This window comes from Pedobacter sp. ASV28, from assembly GCF_016428855.1.
In the GTDB taxonomy this organism is placed as follows: Bacteria; Bacteroidota; Bacteroidia; order Sphingobacteriales; family Sphingobacteriaceae; genus Pedobacter.
Genome location: NZ_JAELTN010000017.1, coordinates 24,777 through 46,091 on the forward strand (window position 1 = coordinate 24,777; position 21,315 = coordinate 46,091).

The following is a 21,315-nucleotide window of genomic DNA, read 5'->3' on the forward strand; positions in this document are numbered from 1 at the left end:
ACTTTAGGCTAATGCCCACCGCTAATTGCTTAACGCTAGTCTATATATTTACTAATTTTTTATTTGTCTTTTTTGTGGCATTTTCTGTTGTCGGTACATCAAAAGTAGCGGCCACAATATAAGCTTGTTGGTTGGCATGTTGTTTTGCATAGCCTGTGGCTGTACTGCTGCTTTCCTTTCTCGAGATGACCTCAATATCACTAAATATGGTTTTCCTTAATCTACGTAACAGATATGGCCATGCACCCATATTTTCAGGTTCTTCCTGTACCCAAACTGCCTCAGTTGCATTTTTATAGCGCTTATAAGCAGCTTCCATTTGATCAACAGGTGTTGGATACAATTGCTCAACTCGTACAAGGGCCACTTGATTATTTTGTTTGTTTCTTTGCGCCTCCAATAAATCATAGTAGATCTTTCCTGTACAGAAAACTACTCTTTTCACCTCTGTTGCTTTCACATTCTCATCGTCAATGACTTCTTTAAAACCTCCTGTTGTAAAATCTGCCAATGGACTTACACATAATGGATGGCGTAACAAACTTTTAGGACTGAATACAACCAAAGGTTTACGGAAATCGCGTTTAAATTGGCGACGTAATGCATGGAAAAAATTTGCAGGTGTAGTACAATTGGTGATCTGCATGTTGTAGTCTGCACAAAGCTCCATAAAACGTTCTATACGTGCCGATGAGTGCTCCGGTCCCTGGCCTTCATAACCATGGGGCAACAACATGACCAAACCGTTTTCTCTTTGCCATTTCGTTTCTGCACTGGCAATATATTGATCTACTACAATTTGTGCGCCATTAAAGAAATCACCAAACTGGGCTTCCCAAATAGTCAAGGCGTTTGGATTGGCCATGGCATAGCCATATTCAAAACCCAGCACCCCATATTCCGATAAATGAGAGTTATAAATATCAAATTCGGCCTGTTGATCAGAGATGTTTGATAATGGTACATATTCTTCTTCCGAGTCTTCCAAAGTTAACACCGCATGACGGTGAGAAAAAGTACCACGTTTCACATCTTGGCCACTTAAACGTACACGCTTGCCTTCAGCCAATAATGTACCATAGGCTAGCTGCTCGCCCATTGCCCAATCAAATACATGGGTAGTGGAGGCCATTTTATTTCTTTCATCGAATAATTTTTCAATTTTCTTGAAAAACTTTTTATGCTTTGGCAAGGTAGAAATTCTTTTTGCCACCTCTAATAAGGTTGTTTTCTTAACTGCAGTTTCTGGAGAATTCTCAAAGTCTTTAGCGGTTGCCAGACGCATATCGGCCCAAGCACCTCCAAATTTAATCTCAGTAGACGAAGCTGTAAATTCTTTGGCTTCGTTTAATGAATCCTGTAGATGTGCCTTGAACTCTTTCTCCATATCCTTTGCCATAGCTTCATCTAACTTACCCTCCTTAATCAATTGGTCTACATAGATTTTTAAAGGGTTAGGATGTTTTTCTATAGCCTTATACAATAAAGGTTGGGTGAATTTCGGCTCATCTGCTTCATTATGACCAAACCTACGGTAGCAAAGAATATCAATAAAAACGTCATTTCTATATTTCTGACGATATTCCATCGCCAGATTAATTGCATAAACCAAAGCTTCCGGATCATCGCCATTCACATGGAAAACAGGCGACAAGGTCACTTTTGCGATATCCGTACAATAAGTACTGGATCTGGCATCTTTATAGTTGGTGGTGAAACCAATTTGGTTATTGATGACCAAATGGATCGTTCCTCCGGTTTTATAACCATCCAAACCTGCCATCTGTATCACCTCATACACAATACCTTGACCCGCAACGGAAGCATCGCCATGAATTAATATAGGGGCTAAACGGCTATTGTCTCCACCGTATTTAAAATCGATTTTTGAACGTGACATGCCTTCTACCACACCGTTTACCGTTTCCAGGTGTGATGGGTTGGGGCATAAGCTCAAGTGTACACTCTTACCTTTGTTCGTTGCAATATCTGTAGAATAACCAAGGTGATATTTTACATCTCCACCAAACGGGGTATCTGGGTCATAGCTCCTACCTTCAAATTCTGCAAAAATATCTTTATAACTTTTTTGCATGATATTGGCTAGCACATTCAACCTACCCCTATGCGCCATACCAAGAACAAATTCTTCTATACCTAAATCGGCGCCTTTTTCAATTACCGAATCTAATGCTGGAATTAAAGCTTCTGCACCTTCAAGTGAAAACCGCTTTTGACCAAGAAATTTTGTTCCTAAAAAATTTTCAAATACTACCGCTTCATTTAATTTTTTAAGTATTCTCTTTTTCTCATCGACAGATAGTTTTGGCGTATTACGATCGCCTTCCATTTTACTCTCTAACCAAGATAAAATTTCTGGGGTACGCACGTACTTGTATTCTACACCAATAGGGCCGCAGTAAGTCTGTTCCAAGAAGGCCACAATGTCCTTTAATTTTGCGGGGCCTATACCCAGCTCTACACTTGAATTGAAAACGGTTTCCAAATCCGCAGTGCTCAATCCAAAGTTTTCTATCGTTAGGGTAGGCAGATGCTTACGTCTTTCTCTAACTGGATTGGTTTTGGTGAACAAATGGCCACGCTGGCGATAACCATTGATTAGGTTCAATACATTAATTTCTTTTAAAAAATGTTCTGGGGCTTCTCCGCTTACATTGGTAGCATCGGCTCCTCTTCCAAAATCAAAACCTTCAAAAAACTTTTGCCAGCCAAACTCTACAGAATTAGGATCTTCTTTATAGCTCTGGTATAAGGACTCAACATATTCGGCGTTAGTGCCGTTAAGATAAGATAGATTATCCATTGTATATTATAACTATTACGATAAGTATTGCAAAATTAGGATTTTACCTTAAGAAAAGGCAATAAACTTAACATTTAAATAAAATAAAAACTGTAACTAAATAATAGACGTTTTTCTAGGCCTTAACGACCTGTGCGAATGCACCTTTTGGATCTAAAAATTTCAATTGCTTCTCAAAATCGAAACTATTGGTTAATTTTTGGTCGTTGCCAACCCCTGCCATGGTGGCCCAATTTCCCCAGTTACTCGCTGGGCAGTAATCGATTAGCTTTTCTTCAAAATAGGCGGCTCCCAATATCCAACTCACATGAAGCTCATCAACTAAATAAGTAGCTACCAATTGCCTGGCGGTATGGTTCATGTATCCGCTGGTATTAAGTTCGTTCATGCAAGCATCAACCAAAGGCTGTCCAGTTTGGCCATTTTTCCATTTTTGCAACAGCTCACTGTCGGCCAGGTCTTCTAATATCCCATTAGGGTTAAAACCGCTTGGTTTAAAAAAGATATTGCCATATTTTTTGAACATGAACCGGTAGTAGTCGCGCCAAAGCAAACCTAATACAATTTGGTGAAAATAAGGTCGTACACCGTAATTGGTTTCCGCCTCTTTCATCTTCCAGTAAACTTCCCTGGGCGACAGACAGCCAAGGGCCAACCAAGCCGAAAGTTTAGAGACAATTTCGTGCTTTTTCAAAGTAGCATTTGCCAATATCATCCCTTCTCCAGCATGCAGATAATGATGCAAATGCGTTAAACCCTCTTGTTCTCCACCCATAAAATCGGTGCGAAAGTTTTCTGGAACAGATAGATGGCCATTGACGAGGCTTGTCAGTTCAGGTAATACGCCCCAGTCATCAACCCTTACAAAACTCATGGAATCTGGTGTCGGAAAACAGGGCTTTACTATCGCATCTCTTTCTGTTTTCTTTTTGAATTGGGTAAAAACATCAGGAATGTCCTTGATCGGAAATGGCAAATCCTCCTTATTGTAGAGGGTGTGGCCGATGAAATGTTTCAGGTTTACCTTCAATTTCCAGAGCAGATCTTCCACTTTGGTGCTTACGGCAGTTTCTTCACTAGCTACTTCCCTATGGTGATAAACTTCGGCAATGTCATACTTAGCCACCAAATCTGGCAGCACCTCTTCTGGTCGTCCATTCACCACTAATAAATCACCTCCCATTTTTTGCAGCGATTGTCTTAAGGAAGATACACTCTCTATCAAAAACTTTGTTCGGACTACGCCTGTCTTATAGGTATGGTAAATGGTTTTATCGAAATGGCGAGGGTCGAAGACATAAACCGGCAAAATTTCATCAGATTTGGAAATAGCCTCCACCAACATCTCATTATCATGTAAGCGAAGATCATTCCTAAACCAAACTAAAATCTTTTTGCCCATATCCCGTAGCCTTTCAATTTAAAGTGGAGTGCAATTTGCAAAAAAATAGGGCAAAAGTAATATTGGCTACCGATTTTTTACATATATATAACACATGTTCATCAATTTCCAGGCACTGTCCGAAAAGTATGCAGGGAGGTTCCAGCAAAGGTAAGCCCTATCATTAAATCACTTTTATGGATCTTCTCCATATCGCAAAAACCTCGGGCTTTTTATAGATCTAACCGCATTTGTGCTAACTTTATCATTAAAATTAAGTCGCAAACTTAAAAACTATTTTTGTTGTGAATTTGCCATGAATGATAACGATACTTCAAGACTTTCGAGACTGACCTCCATATTGATCAAATTACAGACCAAACGCTTAATTACGGCCAAGACACTTGCCGAAGCATTTCAGGTGACGCCAAGAACTATTTATAGAGATATCAAAGCATTAGAGCAAGCTGGTGTCCCTATCTTAACCAAGGAGGGAAAAGGATATACCTTAATGGAAGGCTATAATATACCGCCCATTATGTTTACGGAAAGTGAGGCCAACGCACTCGTCACCGCCGAACAATTGATTTTAAGGAACAAAGACACTTCTTTTGTTAAAGAGTATACCTTGGCCATTAACAAAATAAAATCGGTATTGAAGTTTGGCACCAAAGATAAAACCAATCTGCTGGCTGATCGAATTGCCTTTAGGTATAACATAGGGAACGAACAGACCAGCAGCTACCTATCGACCCTTCAATTGGCGTTAACCAATTTTAACCTAGCCGCCATTAAATATTATGCTCCCGAAACCCAACAAACAACGACAAGAACAATTGAACCTTTTGCTTTATATAGCACCCAGGAAAACTGGTTACTGGTGGCTTTCTGTCGGTTAAGGAAAGATTTCAGGTCCTTTAGGCTAGATCGCATACAACATTTAAATGTGCTTGACGATACCTTTGAACCACACCAAATGTCCCTACAGGAATATTTTGAAATCTGCAATGCAAAATATTTTTCACAGCCTTGACATAAGGCTGTCACTGGTCCATTTTAGTTTTGTAACTTAATCTTAAAAGCATGGACAATTACACCCTAAACGAATTTAATATTATCGGTATTGCGATAAAAACCACCAATGAAAATGGCCAATCTTCAAAAGATATCCCCATGTTATGGCAAACATTTATAGAAGAAGGAATTGCAGCGCAGATTCCCAATAAAATTGACCATTCTCTTTATTGCGTCTATACCGATTATGAAAAAGATCACACCCGGCCCTACCTTACCCTTTTAGGCTGTAAGGTCAGTTCTTTGAATGAAATTCCAAAGGGAATGATCGGAAAAACCATACCGAAGGGAACATACTTAAAGCAAGGGGCAAAAGGAGACCTCACAAAGAATATTGTATTTGAAGAATGGGAAAAAATCTGGAATTTAGATCTACCTAGGGCATTTACGGCCGATTACGAAGTATATGGGGAAAAGGCACAAGACATCCATAATGCGGAAGTAGACATCTTTCTAGCAGTAAAATAATTGATAAACCGGTTACTCCAATTTACAAGCGCTTATGAGCACCCTTCTTAAAGATATTTATTCCCCTTCGTTTTACGAGAACTTTTCTAATGTGCTAAAAGAAGTATTACCTTCTTTTGATCAGCTTCAATTTACAGAAGCCATTTTTGACACCACTTGGCCCCAAAAGGAGTTGAAAGACCGCATGAGGCATACTTCATGGGTTCTACACCAATTTCTACCCAATGATTTTGAGAAAGCTACATTTAGTATTCGAGAGATCATCCTTAAACTTCAGCAAAAAAAATTCACAGGAACAAGTGTGGAGTTTATGTTTTTCCCCGATTATGTCGAGACTTTTGGAATTGAACATTATGATGCCTCGATAAGATCCATAGAGTTCATCACCCAATTTATTAGCTGTGAATTTGCAGTTAGGCCCTTCATTATTAAATATGGGGATAAAATGCTCATGCAAATGTATGAATGGTCTATGCATGAAAACCATAAAGTAAGGAGACTAGCAAGCGAGGGCTCTCGTCCACGTCTTCCCTGGGCAATGGCCCTGCCCCAATTGAAGAAAGACCCATTACCGAATTTAGCTTTATTGGAGAATTTAAAGAGCGATCCCTCCGAATGGGTCAGAAGAAGCGTAGCCAACCACATCAACGACATATCCAAAGACCATACCTCCATCGTTATTTCGTTGGCCCAAAAATGGACAGGCCTGGGAAAAGAAACCGATGCGATCATTAAACATGGTTGTAGAACACTACTCAAGCAAGGACACCCAGAAATTTTAGCCCATTATGGCCTAATCAACAATGACAAGATTAAACTAACAGACTTTGGCATCTCAACAAAAAAGGTAACTATAGGCGATGATCTGATATTTTCCTTTAGCCTACACAATCAAGACCTCTTTAAGCAGACACTCAGAATTGAATACTCGATCTATTACCTTCGGCAAAATGGTCAATTTTCCAAAAAAGTGTTCAAAATCAGTGAAAGATCCTTGGAACCGAATGAAAAGATAAGCATCGAAAAAAAACAAAGCTTTAAATTAATTACCACTAGAAAATTTTATCACGGGACACAACAACTTTCCATTATTATCAATGGTAAGGAAAGGCAAACAGGTAATTTTGAGTTTTTGACCTAGATCTCTTTCTAGGCTAAACAATAGCGATAGGCTAAAAATATTAATTTAGCTAATTATTAAAAGCATTCTTATTACCAATGGACAAACCGACTTCTTTTAAAGATCAAATTGCCGAAAATGGATTTGCCATTATCGAGGAGATTTATTCCAAAGAGGAGATTGATCAGATTGTCGACCAGATAGAGCAGGCCGACCAATCAAAAATGACCTTTAGAAAATCTACTGATCTATTTGCCATCAGACAATTCTTAAAAGAAGTACCAGACAGTATGGTGCCTATATTCAACCACAAATTGAAGACATTAATCTATGGAATTTTTGGCACTGGTTATTTTAACGTAAAAAGCATTTATTTCGATAAGCCCTCAACGTCAAATTGGTATGTCCCTTATCATCAAGACCTAACTATCGCTGTAGATAGAAATACAGACTTGGTGGGTTTTAGCTCATGGACAGTTAAGCAGCAGCAATTTGCAGTACAACCACCTCTGGAAATATTAAAGAACATTTTTACCATTAGAATTCATTTAGACAATACCAATGCTGAAAACGGCGCCCTGAAAGTTATTCCAAAATCGCACCTAAAAAATATTTACAGGCCCGAAACCATCAACTGGACTACAGAAACGGAAATTACCTGTAATGTAAAGGCAGGAGGCATTATGATCATGAAGCCTTTGTTGTTACATAGTTCAGAAAGGACAACAAACCAAAGAAGAAGAAGGGTAATACACTTGGAATTTTCAGATAGTGAATTACCTAGCGGTATAGAATGGGCAGAAAAACTACATTGCCTATAAATTAATCCAATCGTATTTTGGCCTCCATCAACTCTTGATAAATAGCTACCATACGTTTGGCATTTGCATGAATTTCGTGATGCTTTTCGGCGGTCTTACGGGCATTTTTACCAATTTCCAGCCATCGGTTAGGTTGCGTAATGCATTTTAGGATGGAACGATAAAATTCATCGGCCGTATCTGCAATAAGGATATCCCTACCCTGCTTATAATCAATACCTTCTGCAGCCATTGTAGTGGCAATAATACATTTCTGCATGGCCATACCCTCAATAATTTTCACCCGCATTCCACTTCCCGAAAGCAGAGGTACAATCATAATGGCCTTACTGTTCATAAATTCAACGGCATCTAGCACTTCCCCTTCTACAATAAGATTATCAGAATCGTATTCAAAAAACTGGCGTTGCATATTTTTCCCTGCAATGTAAAATCGCAATTCGCCACTCAATTCTTCAATATCAGGCCAAATCTCATCCAAAAACCATTCTAACCCTTCCTTATTTGGCCTCCAATCCATTGCCCCCAAATGAAACAATGTAGGGAAACTGGTTTTGCCAACATCTACCTTATATTTCTCAAAATCCAATGCTACGGGAAATACATCTAGTTTTGTTCGACAGCCCATCAGTAATAATTTTTGACGGTCCGGCTGGCTGATGGCAAACACCTGATGAAAGCGGTTGACCTGCTCTGTTTCATAGGCCCTTAATCTTCTCGACAAAAACTCCAGATAGGTGCGGCGTGGTGTAAAACTTTCTCTCATTGCCAATCTTTCCCATACATCAAACTCTATGTTATGTGCCCTGTAGATCAACTTTGCCTTGCTATGTGCTTTCACAGTATCTATATAAGGTACCACAAACAGGCCTTCAAACTGTATGATATCGAATTCATGCTCCCTTAATATGCCTTCCAATACTTTTTCCGCATCGTCATCAAAAAATCTCGAAACATTATAAGATTCGCTCGAAAAAATATTCACAAAAGCATCCCAGATGTTCACTTCTATGTCAATGGTAAAAGAATGAAAATTTATCTGGTCAAATATAGGATCATAAATATCATCTACATCCACATAATGCTTAGAACTGTTAAGGCTGAACAAAGTGACTTCCACTCCCTGATGGAGCAAGCCCTTAATGGTATTATACACCACTATGGGATAACCACTGTTTGGCGGAAAAGGCACCCTATTGCTTAACAGTAGAACTTTCATCGCTTTAAAACTTAATGGTGAGTTGAGGACTGCTTACATTAAATGTTTTACGATGGTATGGTGAAGCGCCCAAGGCTATTACGGCCTTACGGTGAGCTATGGTAGGATACCCTTTATTCTTTTTCCACTCGTACTGAGGATAGGCCAGATCCAAATTGCTCATGTATTCATCACGGTGTGTTTTCGCCAAAATAGAAGCCGCAGCAATATTCAGATACTTGCCATCGCCTTTTACAATACAAGAATGTTTGATGTTCTGGTAAGGTTTAAATCTGTTACCATCAATCACCAGATATTCTGGACGCAACAGCAATTGGTCTAGCGCACGGTGCATCGCCAAAAAAGAGGCATTGAGGATATTTATCTTATCGATTTCCTCGTGATCTACCATGGCTACTGCCCAAGCCAATGCTTTTTCTTCTATAATGGGCCGAAGCTCATCGCGTTGCTTATGGGATAACTGTTTCGAATCATTAAGACCATCTAGGTAAAAATCTTTGGGCAGAATTACCGCTGCCGCCACTACCGGACCTGCCAGGCAACCACGTCCTGCTTCATCGCAGCCAGCCTCCATAAATTCTATTTGATAACAGTTTAGCAGCATTTTACAAAAATAGCACTTATATGCATTTACTTATCAGTTTTTAGCATTTACACCAACTATTTAATTTAAGCCCAAAATTTTGCTCAGTGCAAGTCCCTTAAAGATCGAAAACAACCACTTAAACGCTGGTATTCTGACCTTTTACATCAAAGGCATCACGAAGACCAATGGCTATTAGGTTGAAAGCATAAACTGTAAGCATAATGGCCAGGCCAGGTAGCACTGCCAGATAGGCGGCATCCATAATAATATAACCGTAATGTTCTTTAATCATGGTACCCCAACTGGGCATTGGTGGTTGTGCTCCAAAACCCAAGAAACTTAATCCGGTTTCGAGTAGAATGGCAGAGGCAAAATTAGCTGAGGCGACCACCAAAATTGGTCCCGCTATGTTGGGCAGAATGTGTTTTATAATAATCCTGCCATTAGAAAAACCCAATGATTTGGCTGCTTCCACAAATTCTACCTGCTTAAGCGCCATGACCTGTCCGCGAACCAAACGCGCCACATCTACCCATGTAGATAGGCCCACCGCAATAAAAATCTGCCAAAAACCTTTACCCAATGCAAATGAAATGGCAATCACCAATAATAAGGAAGGCAAAGACCAGATCACATTCATAAACCAACTGATGGCGGCATCTATTTTCCCACCGAAATAACCTGCAATAGCACCTAAGCCAACACCGATAAACATAGAAATTAGTACAGCCATTAAACCTATCGATAACGAAACCCTAACCCCTAGAATTAGACGGCTCAGCATGTCCCGCCCATACATATCTGTACCCAAATAATAAGTTTGTTTATAGGCAAACTCACCAGAAACAAGTGGAAAAGCAGCATCTTCAGCCAGTTCATCATCTCCTATATATTCTTTAGCAATAACCTTATCACCTTCCACTCGATAAGATGTTATGGGAATACTTTTATAATTAGCCTCTTGACCATATAGCATTCTATGAAGAAAGCCAACTTTTTTGACCTGATCATTTCTGCTTATAATCAAAAACTGGAAGGTTCGTCCAGGCTTTTTATTACTTAACTGTAAATGCATGGTATTGGCATAAGGGGTCTGGTCAGGTGTAATCAGATAACCTAATACACCAACGACCATCAACAGCACAATAAAAATCAGGCCTGCAAAGGCAAGTTTATTACGCTTAAATTTCTTCCAAACTTTTGAGGGGGCTTTCTTGCTCATTTATTCTATTTAACCATACGACCTTTCCAATTGTACTTGCCCGAATTTCCAGCTATGCCAATATAAACAATGTATATAATATGCAGTACATTTAATATGGGCAAACACACCAGCAACGCCTTTCTTTTAAAGAATGCCATAACATTATTCAAGAAAATGAACTCTATAACAAGCTTGGCACCTAATTGGAAATATAGAAATGGCAGGTAATTAGCCGGAAAGAAAATACTCAATATCGCATTGATGATAATGCTAAGGTTGAACAGCCATACGCTAACGCCCAAAATAATTACCGACTTCTCTTTGTAACGGGTGCTTTTGGAAGCCCAACGCCTACGTTGTTGGATAAATTCCCGCAAAGTTGCTTTGGCATGGGTGTACACAATGGCCCCTTCATTTTTAAGAAAGCCTATCTGGTTCCCATAAATAGCTGATATTTTGTGCAATAAAAGTTCATCATCTCCAGATGCCAGATCGTCTATTCCTTTAAATCCGCCAACTTCATGAAATGCTTGTTTTTCATAGGCCAAATTGGCTCCATTGCAGGTACTTGGATTTTTATTGCCAATAGTAGAAGCCCCCAAACCTATCAAGTAGGCAAATTCCAAGGACTGCGCCTCTTCAAAAAAACCTTTTTCTTCAAAATAGGCCACTGGCGACGATATCATTTTATAACCATTGGTTTCATAACAATCTACAATGGTACTCAGCCAGCCTTTGCCCATCCTACAATCGGCATCGGTAGTGATAATCAGTTCACCTTTCGCCTGGCCAATAGCGGTTTGTATTGCTTTCTTCTTATAAGAATTAAGGGCAAGATCTTCGTTCAGCCTGATGAGTTTTACCCCGTCTTCAGCATAAGCAGCTACAACCTGCGCCGTAGTGTCGGTAGAATGATCATCGACTACGATTAATTCAAACAAATGACCTTCATAATCTTGTGCAAGAATATCATTTATGGTACTGGCAATCTTATCTTCTTCATTACGTGCAGCAACAATGATGGACACCAACGTGGAAAGCCTTTTTTTGCTTCTTTTAAAAACAGGTATTTTGGCCCAACCCCTAATAAATGTAATGACTACGAATACATAAATAAGGGTTAAAAAAACAAAAAAGTAACTAATGCCGTTGAGAATTTCCAAAAAAATTGAGTTTAAACACGAAATAAGATCCTAATATAGCAGGAATTATAATATTGACGAGCCAAATACTTGCAATGCATGCCACTACTGCCGCATTTTGTGGGGTAACATATTTAAAAAAGAACAGTGCGGTAACGCTTCTAATGCCTATGTCGAGCAAATCTAATGAAGGCAAGGCCGATTGAACAAAAAATAGGATAGGCACCAATATGAGCATATCCAGCAGGTTCAGTTCGGGGATCAACCATAAAAACATGATGAAATACTGCGTAGTGAAAACGGCATATCGGGCTAAACAGAAAAGCAGGATCTTTAAGAGTTCAGACTTTTTATAACTGCCCAAAACCGCATAAAACTTTTTGTATTTCCTCGTTATCCTCATGGCCAGCAAAATACCATTCAACCATTTAATGTTGAAGTAAAAAACCAAGAAGAACAGGGCAAACACAAAAGCCAGACCACAAACGGCAAGGAACAGTATGGGTTCGAGCGGGATGAACCTATAGATAAACACACAGACCCCGATTGCTCCGAATACATTGGTCAACACCAACTGTCCCATGTTGCCCACAGTCATGGCCACCACCCCCGCAATCCTACGTTTGGGCGACAAAAAGAAAACCCTTCCTCCGTACTCTCCTATCCTATTAGGGGTAAAAACAGCCCATGTTAATCCACAAAAAACAGATTCGATGGCACTCCATAGGCTTATTTGCTCTACCTTGGCAATCAATTTCTGCCATTTGACCGCCTCAACTCCCCAATTCAAAAACATCAATAAAAAAACAATGGTCACCACGCTCCAAACCTGTACAGGTGGAATATCTTTTACCAATAAAACAAACTGTTTTAAGTCGTTATGTTTTGTTAATTTATGGTAGATAAACCAAAAAGCGAAAACCACTACGGCAATCTTGATCAGGGTGGTTAATATTTTTTTGTAATTAGATGTCAAACTATTGCTTTTTGTGTGTGCAAATATGCTTAATATTGTTGTATGTTGGTTGAAAAAAAGGAACGTGTAATATTGGGAGTAGACCCAGGTACTGCTATTATGGGTTATGGGGTGATCTTAGAAAAAGGAAGCAAAATGGAACTGTTGAACATGGGCGTGGTGCGTATGGACCATCTTGATGACCATTTTTTAAAGCTAAAACGCATCTTTGAGCAGACCATAGGCCTTATAGACACCTACAAACCAGATGCTTTAGCTATCGAGGCACCTTTTTATGGAAAAAACATACAGGTCATGCTAAAGTTAGGCAGGGCGCAGGGGATTGCCATGGCAGCAGCACTTTCAAGGGATATTTCCGTAACAGAATATGCGCCCAGAAAAATAAAACAATCCATTACCGGAAAGGGTACGGCCAGCAAAGAACAAGTAGCGGCCATGCTGCAACGCCTGCTCAACTTTAACGAAACACCAGAATTTTTGGATGCCACCGATGGACTGGCCGTAGCCGTCTGCCATTCTTTTCAGAGAATACCTACCAGTGGAAAAAGCAAAAGCTATTCTGGCTGGGAAGCTTTCGTAAGCGATAACAAGAAGCGGGTGAAGTAAGCGCTTTTAATTGTTGGCTTTGTTTTAGCTAACAATTTCTATACTTTAAGTTTCTTCTTCGGAAACATCAACGAAGCAATCACGCTAATGGCCAAGATAGCGACGATGATAATCAGCGAATGCTCGGTTGTAAACCCCCACAGTTTCAAATAATCGTGGGCCAACATTTTAACACCGATAAAAGTCAATAAAAATGCGAGGCCTGTTTTAAGGTAATGGAATTTATGGATAATATTCACCAATAGAAAGAACATGGACCTTAGGCCCATAATGGCAAAAATATTAGAAAAGAAGACGATATAGGCATCTTTGGTCACCGCAAATATAGCGGGAATAGAATCTACCGCAAAAATCAGATCGGTAAATTCTACGATCAATAATACCAGGAATAAAGGTGTTAATAATTTCTTGCCGTTTACTTTATGAAAGAATTTCTTTCCTTCATAGTGCGGGTGGATTTTAAAAAACCTGGATACAAATTTTACCACTTTATGGTTGGCCGGATCAATGGCATCGTCATCTTCTTTAGAGAAGAACATTCTTATTCCTGTAAAGACCAGAAAAGCACCAAAAACATATAAGATCCAAGCAAACTGGTTAATTAGGGCCGCTCCTGCAAAAATGAAGATAAACCGCATGATAATGGCGCCCAAAATACCCCAGAACAAAACCCTATGGTAATATTTCTCCGGAACGGCGAAAGCTGAAAAAATAAGTACGATGACAAAAATATTATCTACCGAAAGGGCATATTCTATCACATAGCCCGTTAAAAATTCAATGCCCAGGTTTTTCTTATAGATAAGAAGGCTCTCTTCGAAATGCCCAGGCACCAAAGTGATCTGGTGCTGATGTGCCTTCACAATCTGTTCAAGCTTTTCAAAGCTATCTATTCCATGTAGATATTCCCCCTTTAGGATGAGCAAAAGGTAGAAGCTCAAAGCCAATACCACCATTACGAAGCTCATCACCGCAGCTTGTTTAAGACTAATGGTATGATCGCGTTTACTAAAAAGTCCTAAATCAAGTGCAAGTATAAGCACTATGAAGAGCAAAAAACCACCAATAAATAATAATTCGTGCGACATTATTTTTTTCGTTCTGTTGTGTATCTTACCAATTGTTCCAGTCCTGTTCTGGCATCACCTTCCGGAAATTCATATAAAATTTCAAAAGCTTTATTCTGGTATTCCAGCATTTTTTGGTTGGCATAATGTACGCCATCCTTGCTATTCACAAAATCAATGATCTCTTGTATTTTCTTTGGATCATCCTGATGGTTTTTTACCAGGTTGATAATTCTTTTGCGTTCTGCCTTATCCGACCTGTTCAGCGCATAGATCAGTGGTAAAGTAACTTTCTTTTCCTTAATATCAATCCCCAAAGGTTTGCCCACATCATCTGTACCAAAATCGAAAGTATCGTCTTTTATCTGAAAGGCAATGCCCACCAACTCTCCAAACAACCTCATTTTTTCCACCACTTCGGGAGATGCTCCAGTAGAGGCGGCACCACAGGAACAACATGAAGCAATAAGGGAAGCTGTTTTCTGGCGAATTACGTTAAAATAGAGCTCTTCTCCAATATCCATTCTACGTACCTTCTCTATTTGCAGCAATTCTCCTTCGCTCATTTGCTGTACAGCCTCGGAAACGATCTTTAAAAGGGAAAATTCATTATTGTTTACCGAAAGCAGCAAGCCTTTCGCCAATAGATAATCGCCAACCAAAACGGCAATCTTATTCTTCCATAGCGCATTGATCGAAAAAAAGCCTCTTCTTTCATAGGCATTGTCTACCACATCGTCGTGCACCAAGGTTGCCGTATGCAGGAGCTCTACCAAGGCCGCACCATGGTGTGTAGATTCTACTATGCCACCACAAAGTTTAGCCGCAAAGAATACAAACATTGGACGCATCTGCTTTCCTTTTCGCTTTACAATATAATGGGTAATACGATTGAGCAAAGGTGCATTACTGTGCATCGAGTCCTTGAACTTGATTTCAAATGCATCAATCTCTTCTGCAATAGGTAGTTTTATTTTATCTATTCCGGGCATCTAGCTAAAAATCTGTTTGCAAACTTAGTTGAATTTCCATTAAAAGCGTATTTTTAATGAAACTATTCGCATGAAAATCTTTTTAAGAATACTCGGCTCCATTTTAGTTCTGCTTGCCCTTGGTTATTTGGTAGGCCCCAAACCTAAAACACCAATTTATCGACAGGATTTACCTAAGGTTCCATCTATAGATTCTTTAACAACGTTTATTGATCAACAGGAAGCTAAGCATCGAATAAAGCCAGGCAACAATGCCCAAATTGTATGGGCAGACAGCAGTCATCAGCAAACCGCTTATGCTGTAGTTTACCTACATGGCTTTTCTGCCTCGAAAGAAGAAGGCGACCCTGTCCATAAGACTTTTGCCAAGTCCATAGGGGCCAATTTATATTTGGCCCGATTAGCCGATCATGGCATTGATACCATAGCCCCCATGCAATACCTTACTGCCGATAGACTTTGGGAAAGCGCCCAACAGGCCTACGCCATTGGTAAGAAATTAGGCAAGAAAGTCATTTTGGCAGGTACTTCCACGGGCGGAACATTAGCTTTAAAGTTGGCCGCCACCTATCCCGAAGTACACAGCCTTATCCTTTTATCGCCAAACATTGCCATTAACGACAATAAGGCCTGGATGCTTAATAATCCTTGGGGATTACAGATTGCACGACTGGTAACTGGTGGAGACGAAAGAAGAGTAGATGGGAGGAGCCCTTTATACCAAAAGTACTGGTATACCCATTATCGTTTGGAATCTGTGGTTGAGCTTCAGGAATTATTGGAAACCTCCATGAGCAGCACATTGTTTAAAAAAGTGACTCAGCCTACCCTCTTATTGTATTACTATAAAAATGAAAAAGAACAAGATCCTGTAGTAAGTATATCTGCCATGCTCAAAATGTTCGACGAATTGGGCACTCCAGCTGGTAAAAAGCAAAAATTGGCACTACCCCATACGGGGAACCACGTAATAGGCTCATTTATTACCTCAAAAGATGTTGCAGGAGTAGAAAAGGCCATTGCACAATTTGCAAAAGAAAATTATTAGCTGATCAATTTCATTTTTTATAATGAAGAAAAAAGTACAGTTGGTTCTGGGGAGTGGGGGTGCCAGGGGAATAGCCCACATTGGCGTGATTGAAGGCTTAGAAAAAGATGGTTATGAAATATGCGAAGTGGTAGGTTGTTCGATGGGCGCAGTAGTGGGCGGTTTATATTGTGCCGGTTTTTTAGGCGCCTATAAAGATTGGCTGAAAACCTTAACCAGAAGTAATGTATTCAGCTTACTAGATTTCACCTTAAATAGCAGGGGCTTTGTAAAAGGAGAGAAAATATGGAATTTAATTGCCAAAATTACCGGTGATCAGCAAATTGAAAACCTTAAAATCCCTTTTACCGCCGTGGCCACCGACATGTTGCATATGGAAGAAGTACACTATCGCTCCGGCAATCTATTTACCGCCCTACGCTCTACCATTTCCATTCCTGGCGTATTTACACCTGTATTGGCCGAAGACAGTATTTTGGTAGATGGCGGCGTACTTAACCCATTGCCACTTAGCTTAATCCAAAAACGAGAAGACACCCTCGTTGTAGCCGTAAACATCAACGGAAGAAATATACCTATATCCGACCAAAAAGAAGCCCCTAAAGAGAAAAGCAAAAGTTGGCTATATAAATATTGGAACAGCGGGGTAAAAAACACCACGCCCAAAATTTCCCTTTTCGACTTGATGAACACCTCTTATGATTTTACCCAGGACAGGTTGGCCCAATTGACCATAGCCCACTATCAGCCTGACCTGGTGGTAGAAATTCCCAGAAATAGCTGTGGCACCTTCGACTTCCACAAATCGAATCAATTAATAGAAATGGGTGAAAAGGCTTATGATAAAGCCATGGCGCTTATTGATCATCCTCCAATCAAAAAATCAATAACATGAACAACCTTCCATGTGTAGAAACCCAAATGCTAATCAGAAAACCTGTCAGAATGGTTTTTAATGCCTTTATAGATCCTTCCATCACCCGTAACTTTTGGTTCACCAAGTCCAGTGGCAAACTGGCAGCTGGAAAAAGCATTACCTGGCAATGGGAAATGTACAATGTTTCTACAGAAGTGGTGGTCAAAGAAATTATCGAAGACAAAAAAATCATACTCGAGTGGGATACACCTGCCACTATAGTTGATTTTGATTTTCAAGCCATTGACAACGAACGTACCTATGTGGTAATTAAAACTACGGCTTCCATCAAACGGGCGACGAGCTCATCGCTGTGATCAAAGATAGCACCGGTGGTTTCACAACGGTGCTGGATGGTTTAAAGGCTTATCTGGAATACGGACTTCAATTGAATTTGATTGGTGACAAGTTTCTCAAGGAATAATCTGCCACAGAAATATACATTATAGTTTAACCACACCAAAAAATTGCTTAACATCGCAGAAAATTTAAACCAAACTTGGACTCTAAATGGGGCTATTCCCAATAAAAGAAGAAATTCAAAAAACGGGTAGATGTTTACAAGGCAAAATATACTTACCACTTAGGTAATTGGCTAAAATAAATAATATGATGGATTGGAAACAGCTCCTATCTTCACAGCGATGGGGGCATGAGAAAAAATTAAACGAAGATACAGATGAGGCAAGATCTCAATTCCAAAGAGATTACGACAGATTGATCTTTTCGTCTCCATTTAGGAGGCTACAAAACAAAACCCAAGTTTTTCCGCTCCCTGGAAGCATATTTGTACACAACAGGCTCACCCATAGCTTAGAGGTAGCAAGTGTTGGCCGCTCTTTGGGCCGCATATTTTACCATCAGCTAAAAAAAGACCAGCCAACTATCGATAATGACCAACCATTAATGAGCGAGGTGGGCAATATTGTTGCCGCAGCAGCATTGGCCCATGACTTGGGCAATCCTGCTTTTGGCCATTCTGGCGAAGCTGCCATTTCAAGGTATTTTACAGATGGAGAAGGAAAAAAATACCTTGAACAATTAAGTGAGGATCAAAAAAAAGATTTCACCCATTTTGAAGGCAATGCAAATGCTATTCGCATACTAACCCATGGTTTTAAGGGCAAGGGCAACGGCGCTTATGCCCTTACCTATCCTACTTTGGCCGCAATTGCCAAATATCCCTGCGAATCGAGCATTGGGCATGATAAAAAGTTTAGGCATAAAAAGAAATATGGTTTCTTTCAATCGGAAAAGGAAACCTTTAGCACCATTGCCAATGCATTGGGCATGATCAAAGAAAATGAGGCTCCCTTAGTTTACCTACGCCACCCGCTCACCTACTTGGTTGAAGCTGCCGACGATATCTGCTATAATATCATCGACCTGGAAGACGCCCATCGATTAAAAATATTAAGTTTTGAAGAAGTCAAAACGCTTTTATTACCGCTTTGCAATGACGAAAGGTTAGATGCAAGACTAAAAAATGAAATTGAGGACGAAGATGCCAAAATAAGTTTGTTAAGGGCAAAAGCCATTAACACCTTAATACAGGAATGCTCAGGAATTTTTTATGAGGCACAAGACCAGATCTTAAGTGGCCATTTTAACAAGAGCCTCACAGATGCACTTCCTGAACATTACCTTACCGCTTGGCAGGCCATTGAAAAAATCTCGATAGAAAAAATCTATAATTACGAGTCGGTTATCCAAAAAGAGGTTTCTGGCTATAAAGTAATGGCAGGTCTATTGGAAGAATTTGTACCTGCATGGGTACATAATGATACGCATTACTACAGAAAGTTGGTAAAGCTCATCCCTCAACAGTTTCAAAACGAACAGGACGACCTGTATTCAAAAATACAAAGTGTGCTGGATTTTGTTTCTGGCATGACCGACCTTTATGCTGTTGAGCTCTATAGTAAGATTAAGGGAATTTCCTTCCCTTCGGTAACTTAGGCTGGGCACATTTGAACAAAATTTATCCAACCTCGTAGGCTTTAAAAGGCGAAGTCTCTCAACTTTACCGTTGAACAATAAAAACCTACGGGGTTTCTAAGCTTAACATATCTTTAACTTTTTACCGCCGCTAGGTTTTTACGATAGTTTTCTCCAATGGGGATTTCTACGTTATGAATCCTAACCTGGTTCTTCCCCATCTCCAAAAGATAATCCTGATTAATCAAATAAGAACGGTGAATTCTTACAAATTGCTTTTTCGGCAACAGTTCCTCTAAATATTTCATGGTCATATGCACCATGAAATTACCATTTCTGGTATACAGCATAATATAATCTTTGATAGATTGGGCATAAAAAAGTTCAATATGCAACACTTTTAATAGTTTTCCTGAAACCTTGAAATAGGTATAGTCCTTTTCCTCGTCAACTGCCATTACGGTTAATTTAAGAAATTTTTGTATGCTCTTCTGAAAACGTTCGTTGGTAATTGGCTTTAAAAGATAATCTACGGCTTCTAACTCATAACTGGTTACGGCATATTCGGGAAAAGCTGTTGTAAAAATAACCGCTGGTGGATTTTTAAGCGATTTTAGAAAATCTATCCCGCTTAAGGCAGGCATCTTCACATCCAAAAACATTAAATCTATCTGTTGTTGGTGCAATATTTCAAAGGCTTCAAAAGCTGTGCTACTTTTTTTTACCAAACATAAGTTTTCATGGCTGTTGATATAAGTTTCCAGGATGTCTTGCGCTAATGGCTCATCATCTACAATTAAGCATTTGATCATGTCATCTTTAGTGTTAAAATTACCTGATAAACTCCATTGTTACTTTGTATCTCTAGCATATGCTTTTGTGGATATAATATTTCCAATCTCTTCTTCACATTTATCAAACCGATTCCTCCCCTATTGCTTTGCCTACTTGCTATACTATTGCTCACTTCCATGGTCAGCTCTTCTTCTGTTTTGCAGATGATAATCTTCACAAAGCCTTCCTTTTCCTCTTCTTCTACCCCGTGCTTAAAGGCGTTCTCTATAAATGGCAGTAATAGCAAAGGACTAATTTGACCCCCTTTGTCCACGCCCTGTGCATCAAAATTAATATTTATTGCCGCACGATAACGAATGTTCTCTACTTCTACATAATTTTTTATAAATGCGATCTCATCATGCAAAGGCACTAATTGATTTTCCGTCCTGTATAAAATATAACGCATCATTTCTGCCAATTTAGCCACCAATGGCGCTGTATCCTTATCTTGTTTCAAAGCCAGGCTATATATATTATTTAATGTATTAAAAAAGAAATGGGGTTGCAACTGTGCTTTTAAATAGGTCAATTCGGAAATTAATTGTTGCTCTTTTAATGTTTTTAGTTGTTCATCCTGTTGTAAAGACCGGATCAAAAAAGCAAAACCGATAATGGTAAAAAGAATGCGGTTAAGTGTATAACTGATGATAAAGTATAAGGTTGGTCTACTAAAATCTTTAAAAGCCCTTGCTTTCAGCTCAGCTGATACAAAAGGTAATTTAGTAATGGACCAGTTCATTACATATTTGTCGTACATATGGCTTAAAACAACAAAAAAGGCCACACTTATCACAATTGGGATGGTTTTTTTCTTAAACACATAACCTTTTAAAAACACCCAGTAATAAATGCTATAGAAGATAAAAATATACGTACCAATAACTAACCTATACTCTAAGGCATGGGTAAAATTCCATAAATTGTTCTCCTCATAGAAACTATATTCGATATCGCTTATGATTGAGCCAACATAACAGATGAAGATAAAGAAGATCAATTCTATCTTGAAGTACTTCCAATCTGTTTTAGTCTTGAGCTTGAACATGGCACCAAGGTAAATAATATTTGTCTAGCTCTTTTTCAATTGATTTTACTT

At 39.3% G+C, this 21,315-nt stretch carries 20 protein-coding genes; 9 read left to right on the top strand and 11 right to left on the bottom strand.

Annotated elements, in window-relative coordinates:
* Positions 1-40: 40 nt before the first annotated feature.
* Both JHD79_RS08250 and JHD79_RS08255 read right to left on the bottom strand, forming a co-directional pair.
* Complete coding sequence (locus JHD79_RS08250) at positions 41-2,824, bottom strand: 2-oxoglutarate dehydrogenase E1 component (protein WP_199118750.1); 2,784 nt, start codon at positions 2,822-2,824, stop codon at positions 41-43.
* Positions 2,825-2,939: 115 nt separating this feature from the next.
* The gene (locus JHD79_RS08255) at positions 2,940-4,226 is read right to left on the bottom strand and encodes a DASH family cryptochrome (RefSeq protein WP_199118751.1); all 1,287 of its coding nucleotides are present in this window, start codon (positions 4,224-4,226) and stop codon (positions 2,940-2,942) included.
* 295 nt (positions 4,227-4,521) lie between these two features.
* Here JHD79_RS08255 and JHD79_RS08260 point away from each other — a divergent pair, with 295 nt between their 5' ends.
* The 4 genes from JHD79_RS08260 (at position 4,522) to JHD79_RS08275 (ending at position 7,688) form a co-directional block, all read left to right on the top strand.
* Positions 4,522-5,238 (top strand): YafY family protein, encoded by a 717-nt coding sequence (locus JHD79_RS08260; RefSeq protein WP_199118752.1) that lies wholly within the window; start codon positions 4,522-4,524, stop codon positions 5,236-5,238.
* A 50-nt stretch (positions 5,239-5,288) separates the two neighbouring features.
* Positions 5,289-5,747 carry a GyrI-like domain-containing protein gene (locus JHD79_RS08265; RefSeq protein WP_199118753.1) on the top strand — a complete coding sequence of 153 codons (459 nt, stop codon included), beginning with the start codon at positions 5,289-5,291 and terminating at the stop codon, positions 5,745-5,747.
* A gap of 34 nt (positions 5,748-5,781) precedes the next feature.
* On the top strand, positions 5,782-6,888 hold the full coding sequence (locus JHD79_RS08270) for a DNA alkylation repair protein (protein WP_199118754.1): 1,107 nt from the start codon (positions 5,782-5,784) through the stop codon (positions 6,886-6,888).
* A gap of 77 nt (positions 6,889-6,965) precedes the next feature.
* The gene (locus JHD79_RS08275; RefSeq protein WP_199118755.1) at positions 6,966-7,688 is read left to right on the top strand and encodes a phytanoyl-CoA dioxygenase family protein; all 723 of its coding nucleotides are present in this window, start codon (positions 6,966-6,968) and stop codon (positions 7,686-7,688) included.
* 1 nt (position 7,689) lies between these two features.
* Here JHD79_RS08275 and JHD79_RS08280 read toward each other — a convergent pair whose 3' ends face one another.
* From JHD79_RS08280 to JHD79_RS08300, 5 genes are all read right to left on the bottom strand, one after another.
* Entirely contained in the window at positions 7,690-8,907 is a 1,218-nt protein-coding gene (locus JHD79_RS08280; protein ID WP_199118756.1) for a glycosyltransferase family 4 protein, read from the bottom strand.
* Positions 8,908-8,911: 4 nt separating this feature from the next.
* Positions 8,912-9,511, bottom strand: a complete 600-nt coding sequence (locus tag JHD79_RS08285) for a ribonuclease HII (RefSeq protein ID WP_199118757.1) — start codon at positions 9,509-9,511, stop codon at positions 8,912-8,914.
* 118 nt (positions 9,512-9,629) lie between these two features.
* Positions 9,630-10,715 (bottom strand): ABC transporter permease, encoded by a 1,086-nt coding sequence (locus JHD79_RS08290; protein ID WP_199118758.1) that lies wholly within the window; start codon positions 10,713-10,715, stop codon positions 9,630-9,632.
* Between the two features lie 5 nt (positions 10,716-10,720).
* Complete coding sequence (locus JHD79_RS08295; protein WP_199118759.1) at positions 10,721-11,860, bottom strand: glycosyltransferase; 1,140 nt, start codon at positions 11,858-11,860, stop codon at positions 10,721-10,723.
* Positions 11,838-12,815 (bottom strand): lysylphosphatidylglycerol synthase domain-containing protein, encoded by a 978-nt coding sequence (locus JHD79_RS08300; protein WP_199118760.1) that lies wholly within the window; start codon positions 12,813-12,815, stop codon positions 11,838-11,840. Before JHD79_RS08300 ends, JHD79_RS08295 begins: the two co-directional genes overlap by 23 nt.
* 42 nt (positions 12,816-12,857) lie before the next feature.
* On the opposite strand from JHD79_RS08300, the gene ruvC reads away from it, so the two are divergent.
* Positions 12,858-13,421 (top strand): crossover junction endodeoxyribonuclease RuvC, encoded by a 564-nt coding sequence (gene ruvC, locus JHD79_RS08305; RefSeq protein WP_199118761.1) that lies wholly within the window; start codon positions 12,858-12,860, stop codon positions 13,419-13,421.
* A 38-nt stretch (positions 13,422-13,459) separates the two neighbouring features.
* Here the strand turns inward: ruvC and JHD79_RS08310 are convergent, their stop codons facing one another.
* Both JHD79_RS08310 and JHD79_RS08315 read right to left on the bottom strand, forming a co-directional pair.
* Positions 13,460-14,509, bottom strand: coding sequence for a TerC/Alx family metal homeostasis membrane protein (locus tag JHD79_RS08310; protein WP_199118762.1), 1,050 nt, complete (start codon positions 14,507-14,509; stop codon positions 13,460-13,462).
* Positions 14,509-15,480, bottom strand: coding sequence for a polyprenyl synthetase family protein (locus JHD79_RS08315; RefSeq protein ID WP_199118763.1), 972 nt, complete (start codon positions 15,478-15,480; stop codon positions 14,509-14,511). The genes JHD79_RS08310 and JHD79_RS08315 overlap by 1 nt, the downstream gene beginning before the upstream one ends.
* A gap of 70 nt (positions 15,481-15,550) precedes the next feature.
* Between JHD79_RS08315 and JHD79_RS08320 the strand changes: the two genes are divergently transcribed.
* From JHD79_RS08320 to JHD79_RS08335, 4 genes are all read left to right on the top strand, one after another.
* Positions 15,551-16,528, top strand: a complete 978-nt coding sequence (locus JHD79_RS08320; protein ID WP_199118764.1) for a carboxylesterase — start codon at positions 15,551-15,553, stop codon at positions 16,526-16,528.
* Between the two features lie 22 nt (positions 16,529-16,550).
* Positions 16,551-17,423: a patatin-like phospholipase family protein gene (locus tag JHD79_RS08325; RefSeq protein ID WP_199118765.1), complete on the top strand. Its 873-nt coding sequence runs from the start codon at positions 16,551-16,553 to the stop codon at positions 17,421-17,423.
* Positions 17,420-17,761 carry an SRPBCC domain-containing protein gene (locus JHD79_RS08330; RefSeq protein ID WP_233164611.1) on the top strand — a complete coding sequence of 114 codons (342 nt, stop codon included), beginning with the start codon at positions 17,420-17,422 and terminating at the stop codon, positions 17,759-17,761. The genes JHD79_RS08325 and JHD79_RS08330 overlap by 4 nt, the downstream gene beginning before the upstream one ends.
* A 295-nt stretch (positions 17,762-18,056) precedes the next feature.
* Positions 18,057-19,403, top strand: a complete 1,347-nt coding sequence (locus JHD79_RS08335) for a deoxyguanosinetriphosphate triphosphohydrolase (RefSeq protein ID WP_199118802.1) — start codon at positions 18,057-18,059, stop codon at positions 19,401-19,403.
* Between the two features lie 113 nt (positions 19,404-19,516).
* On the opposite strand, the gene JHD79_RS08340 is transcribed toward JHD79_RS08335, so the two are convergent.
* Together JHD79_RS08340 and JHD79_RS08345 are read right to left on the bottom strand one after the other, a co-directional pair.
* Positions 19,517-20,194: a LytTR family DNA-binding domain-containing protein gene (locus JHD79_RS08340; protein ID WP_199118766.1), complete on the bottom strand. Its 678-nt coding sequence runs from the start codon at positions 20,192-20,194 to the stop codon at positions 19,517-19,519.
* A complete protein-coding gene (locus JHD79_RS08345; RefSeq protein WP_199118767.1) occupies positions 20,191-21,264 on the bottom strand; it encodes a sensor histidine kinase in 1,074 nt (357 codons plus the stop codon). The genes JHD79_RS08340 and JHD79_RS08345 overlap by 4 nt, the downstream gene beginning before the upstream one ends.
* Positions 21,265-21,315: the final 51 nt, after the last annotated feature.

Bases quoted from the DNA above. Each gene is read 5' to 3' on its own strand.
- JHD79_RS08285 (WP_199118757.1), bottom strand. From the start codon at position 9,511: ATGCTGCTAAACTGTTATCAAATAGAATTTATGGAGGCTGGCTGCGAT.
- JHD79_RS08260 (WP_199118752.1), top strand. From the start codon at position 4,522: ATGAATGATAACGATACTTCAAGACTTTCGAGACTGACCTCCATATTG.
- JHD79_RS08315 (WP_199118763.1), bottom strand. From the start codon at position 15,480: ATGCCCGGAATAGATAAAATAAAACTACCTATTGCAGAAGAGATTGAT.
- JHD79_RS08290 (WP_199118758.1), bottom strand. From the start codon at position 10,715: ATGAGCAAGAAAGCCCCCTCAAAAGTTTGGAAGAAATTTAAGCGTAAT.
- JHD79_RS08335 (WP_199118802.1), top strand. From the start codon at position 18,057: ATGGATTGGAAACAGCTCCTATCTTCACAGCGATGGGGGCATGAGAAA.
- JHD79_RS08270 (WP_199118754.1), top strand. From the start codon at position 5,782: ATGAGCACCCTTCTTAAAGATATTTATTCCCCTTCGTTTTACGAGAAC.
- JHD79_RS08250 (WP_199118750.1), bottom strand. From the start codon at position 2,824: ATGGATAATCTATCTTATCTTAACGGCACTAACGCCGAATATGTTGAG.
- JHD79_RS08255 (WP_199118751.1), bottom strand. From the start codon at position 4,226: ATGGGCAAAAAGATTTTAGTTTGGTTTAGGAATGATCTTCGCTTACAT.
- JHD79_RS08345 (WP_199118767.1), bottom strand. From the start codon at position 21,264: ATGTTCAAGCTCAAGACTAAAACAGATTGGAAGTACTTCAAGATAGAA.
- JHD79_RS08340 (WP_199118766.1), bottom strand. From the start codon at position 20,194: ATGATCAAATGCTTAATTGTAGATGATGAGCCATTAGCGCAAGACATC.
- JHD79_RS08310 (WP_199118762.1), bottom strand. From the start codon at position 14,509: ATGTCGCACGAATTATTATTTATTGGTGGTTTTTTGCTCTTCATAGTG.
- JHD79_RS08330 (WP_233164611.1), top strand. From the start codon at position 17,420: ATGAACAACCTTCCATGTGTAGAAACCCAAATGCTAATCAGAAAACCT.
- JHD79_RS08325 (WP_199118765.1), top strand. From the start codon at position 16,551: ATGAAGAAAAAAGTACAGTTGGTTCTGGGGAGTGGGGGTGCCAGGGGA.
- JHD79_RS08265 (WP_199118753.1), top strand. From the start codon at position 5,289: ATGGACAATTACACCCTAAACGAATTTAATATTATCGGTATTGCGATA.
- JHD79_RS08320 (WP_199118764.1), top strand. From the start codon at position 15,551: ATGAAAATCTTTTTAAGAATACTCGGCTCCATTTTAGTTCTGCTTGCC.
- ruvC (WP_199118761.1), top strand. From the start codon at position 12,858: ATGTTGGTTGAAAAAAAGGAACGTGTAATATTGGGAGTAGACCCAGGT.
- JHD79_RS08280 (WP_199118756.1), bottom strand. From the start codon at position 8,907: ATGAAAGTTCTACTGTTAAGCAATAGGGTGCCTTTTCCGCCAAACAGT.
- JHD79_RS08275 (WP_199118755.1), top strand. From the start codon at position 6,966: ATGGACAAACCGACTTCTTTTAAAGATCAAATTGCCGAAAATGGATTT.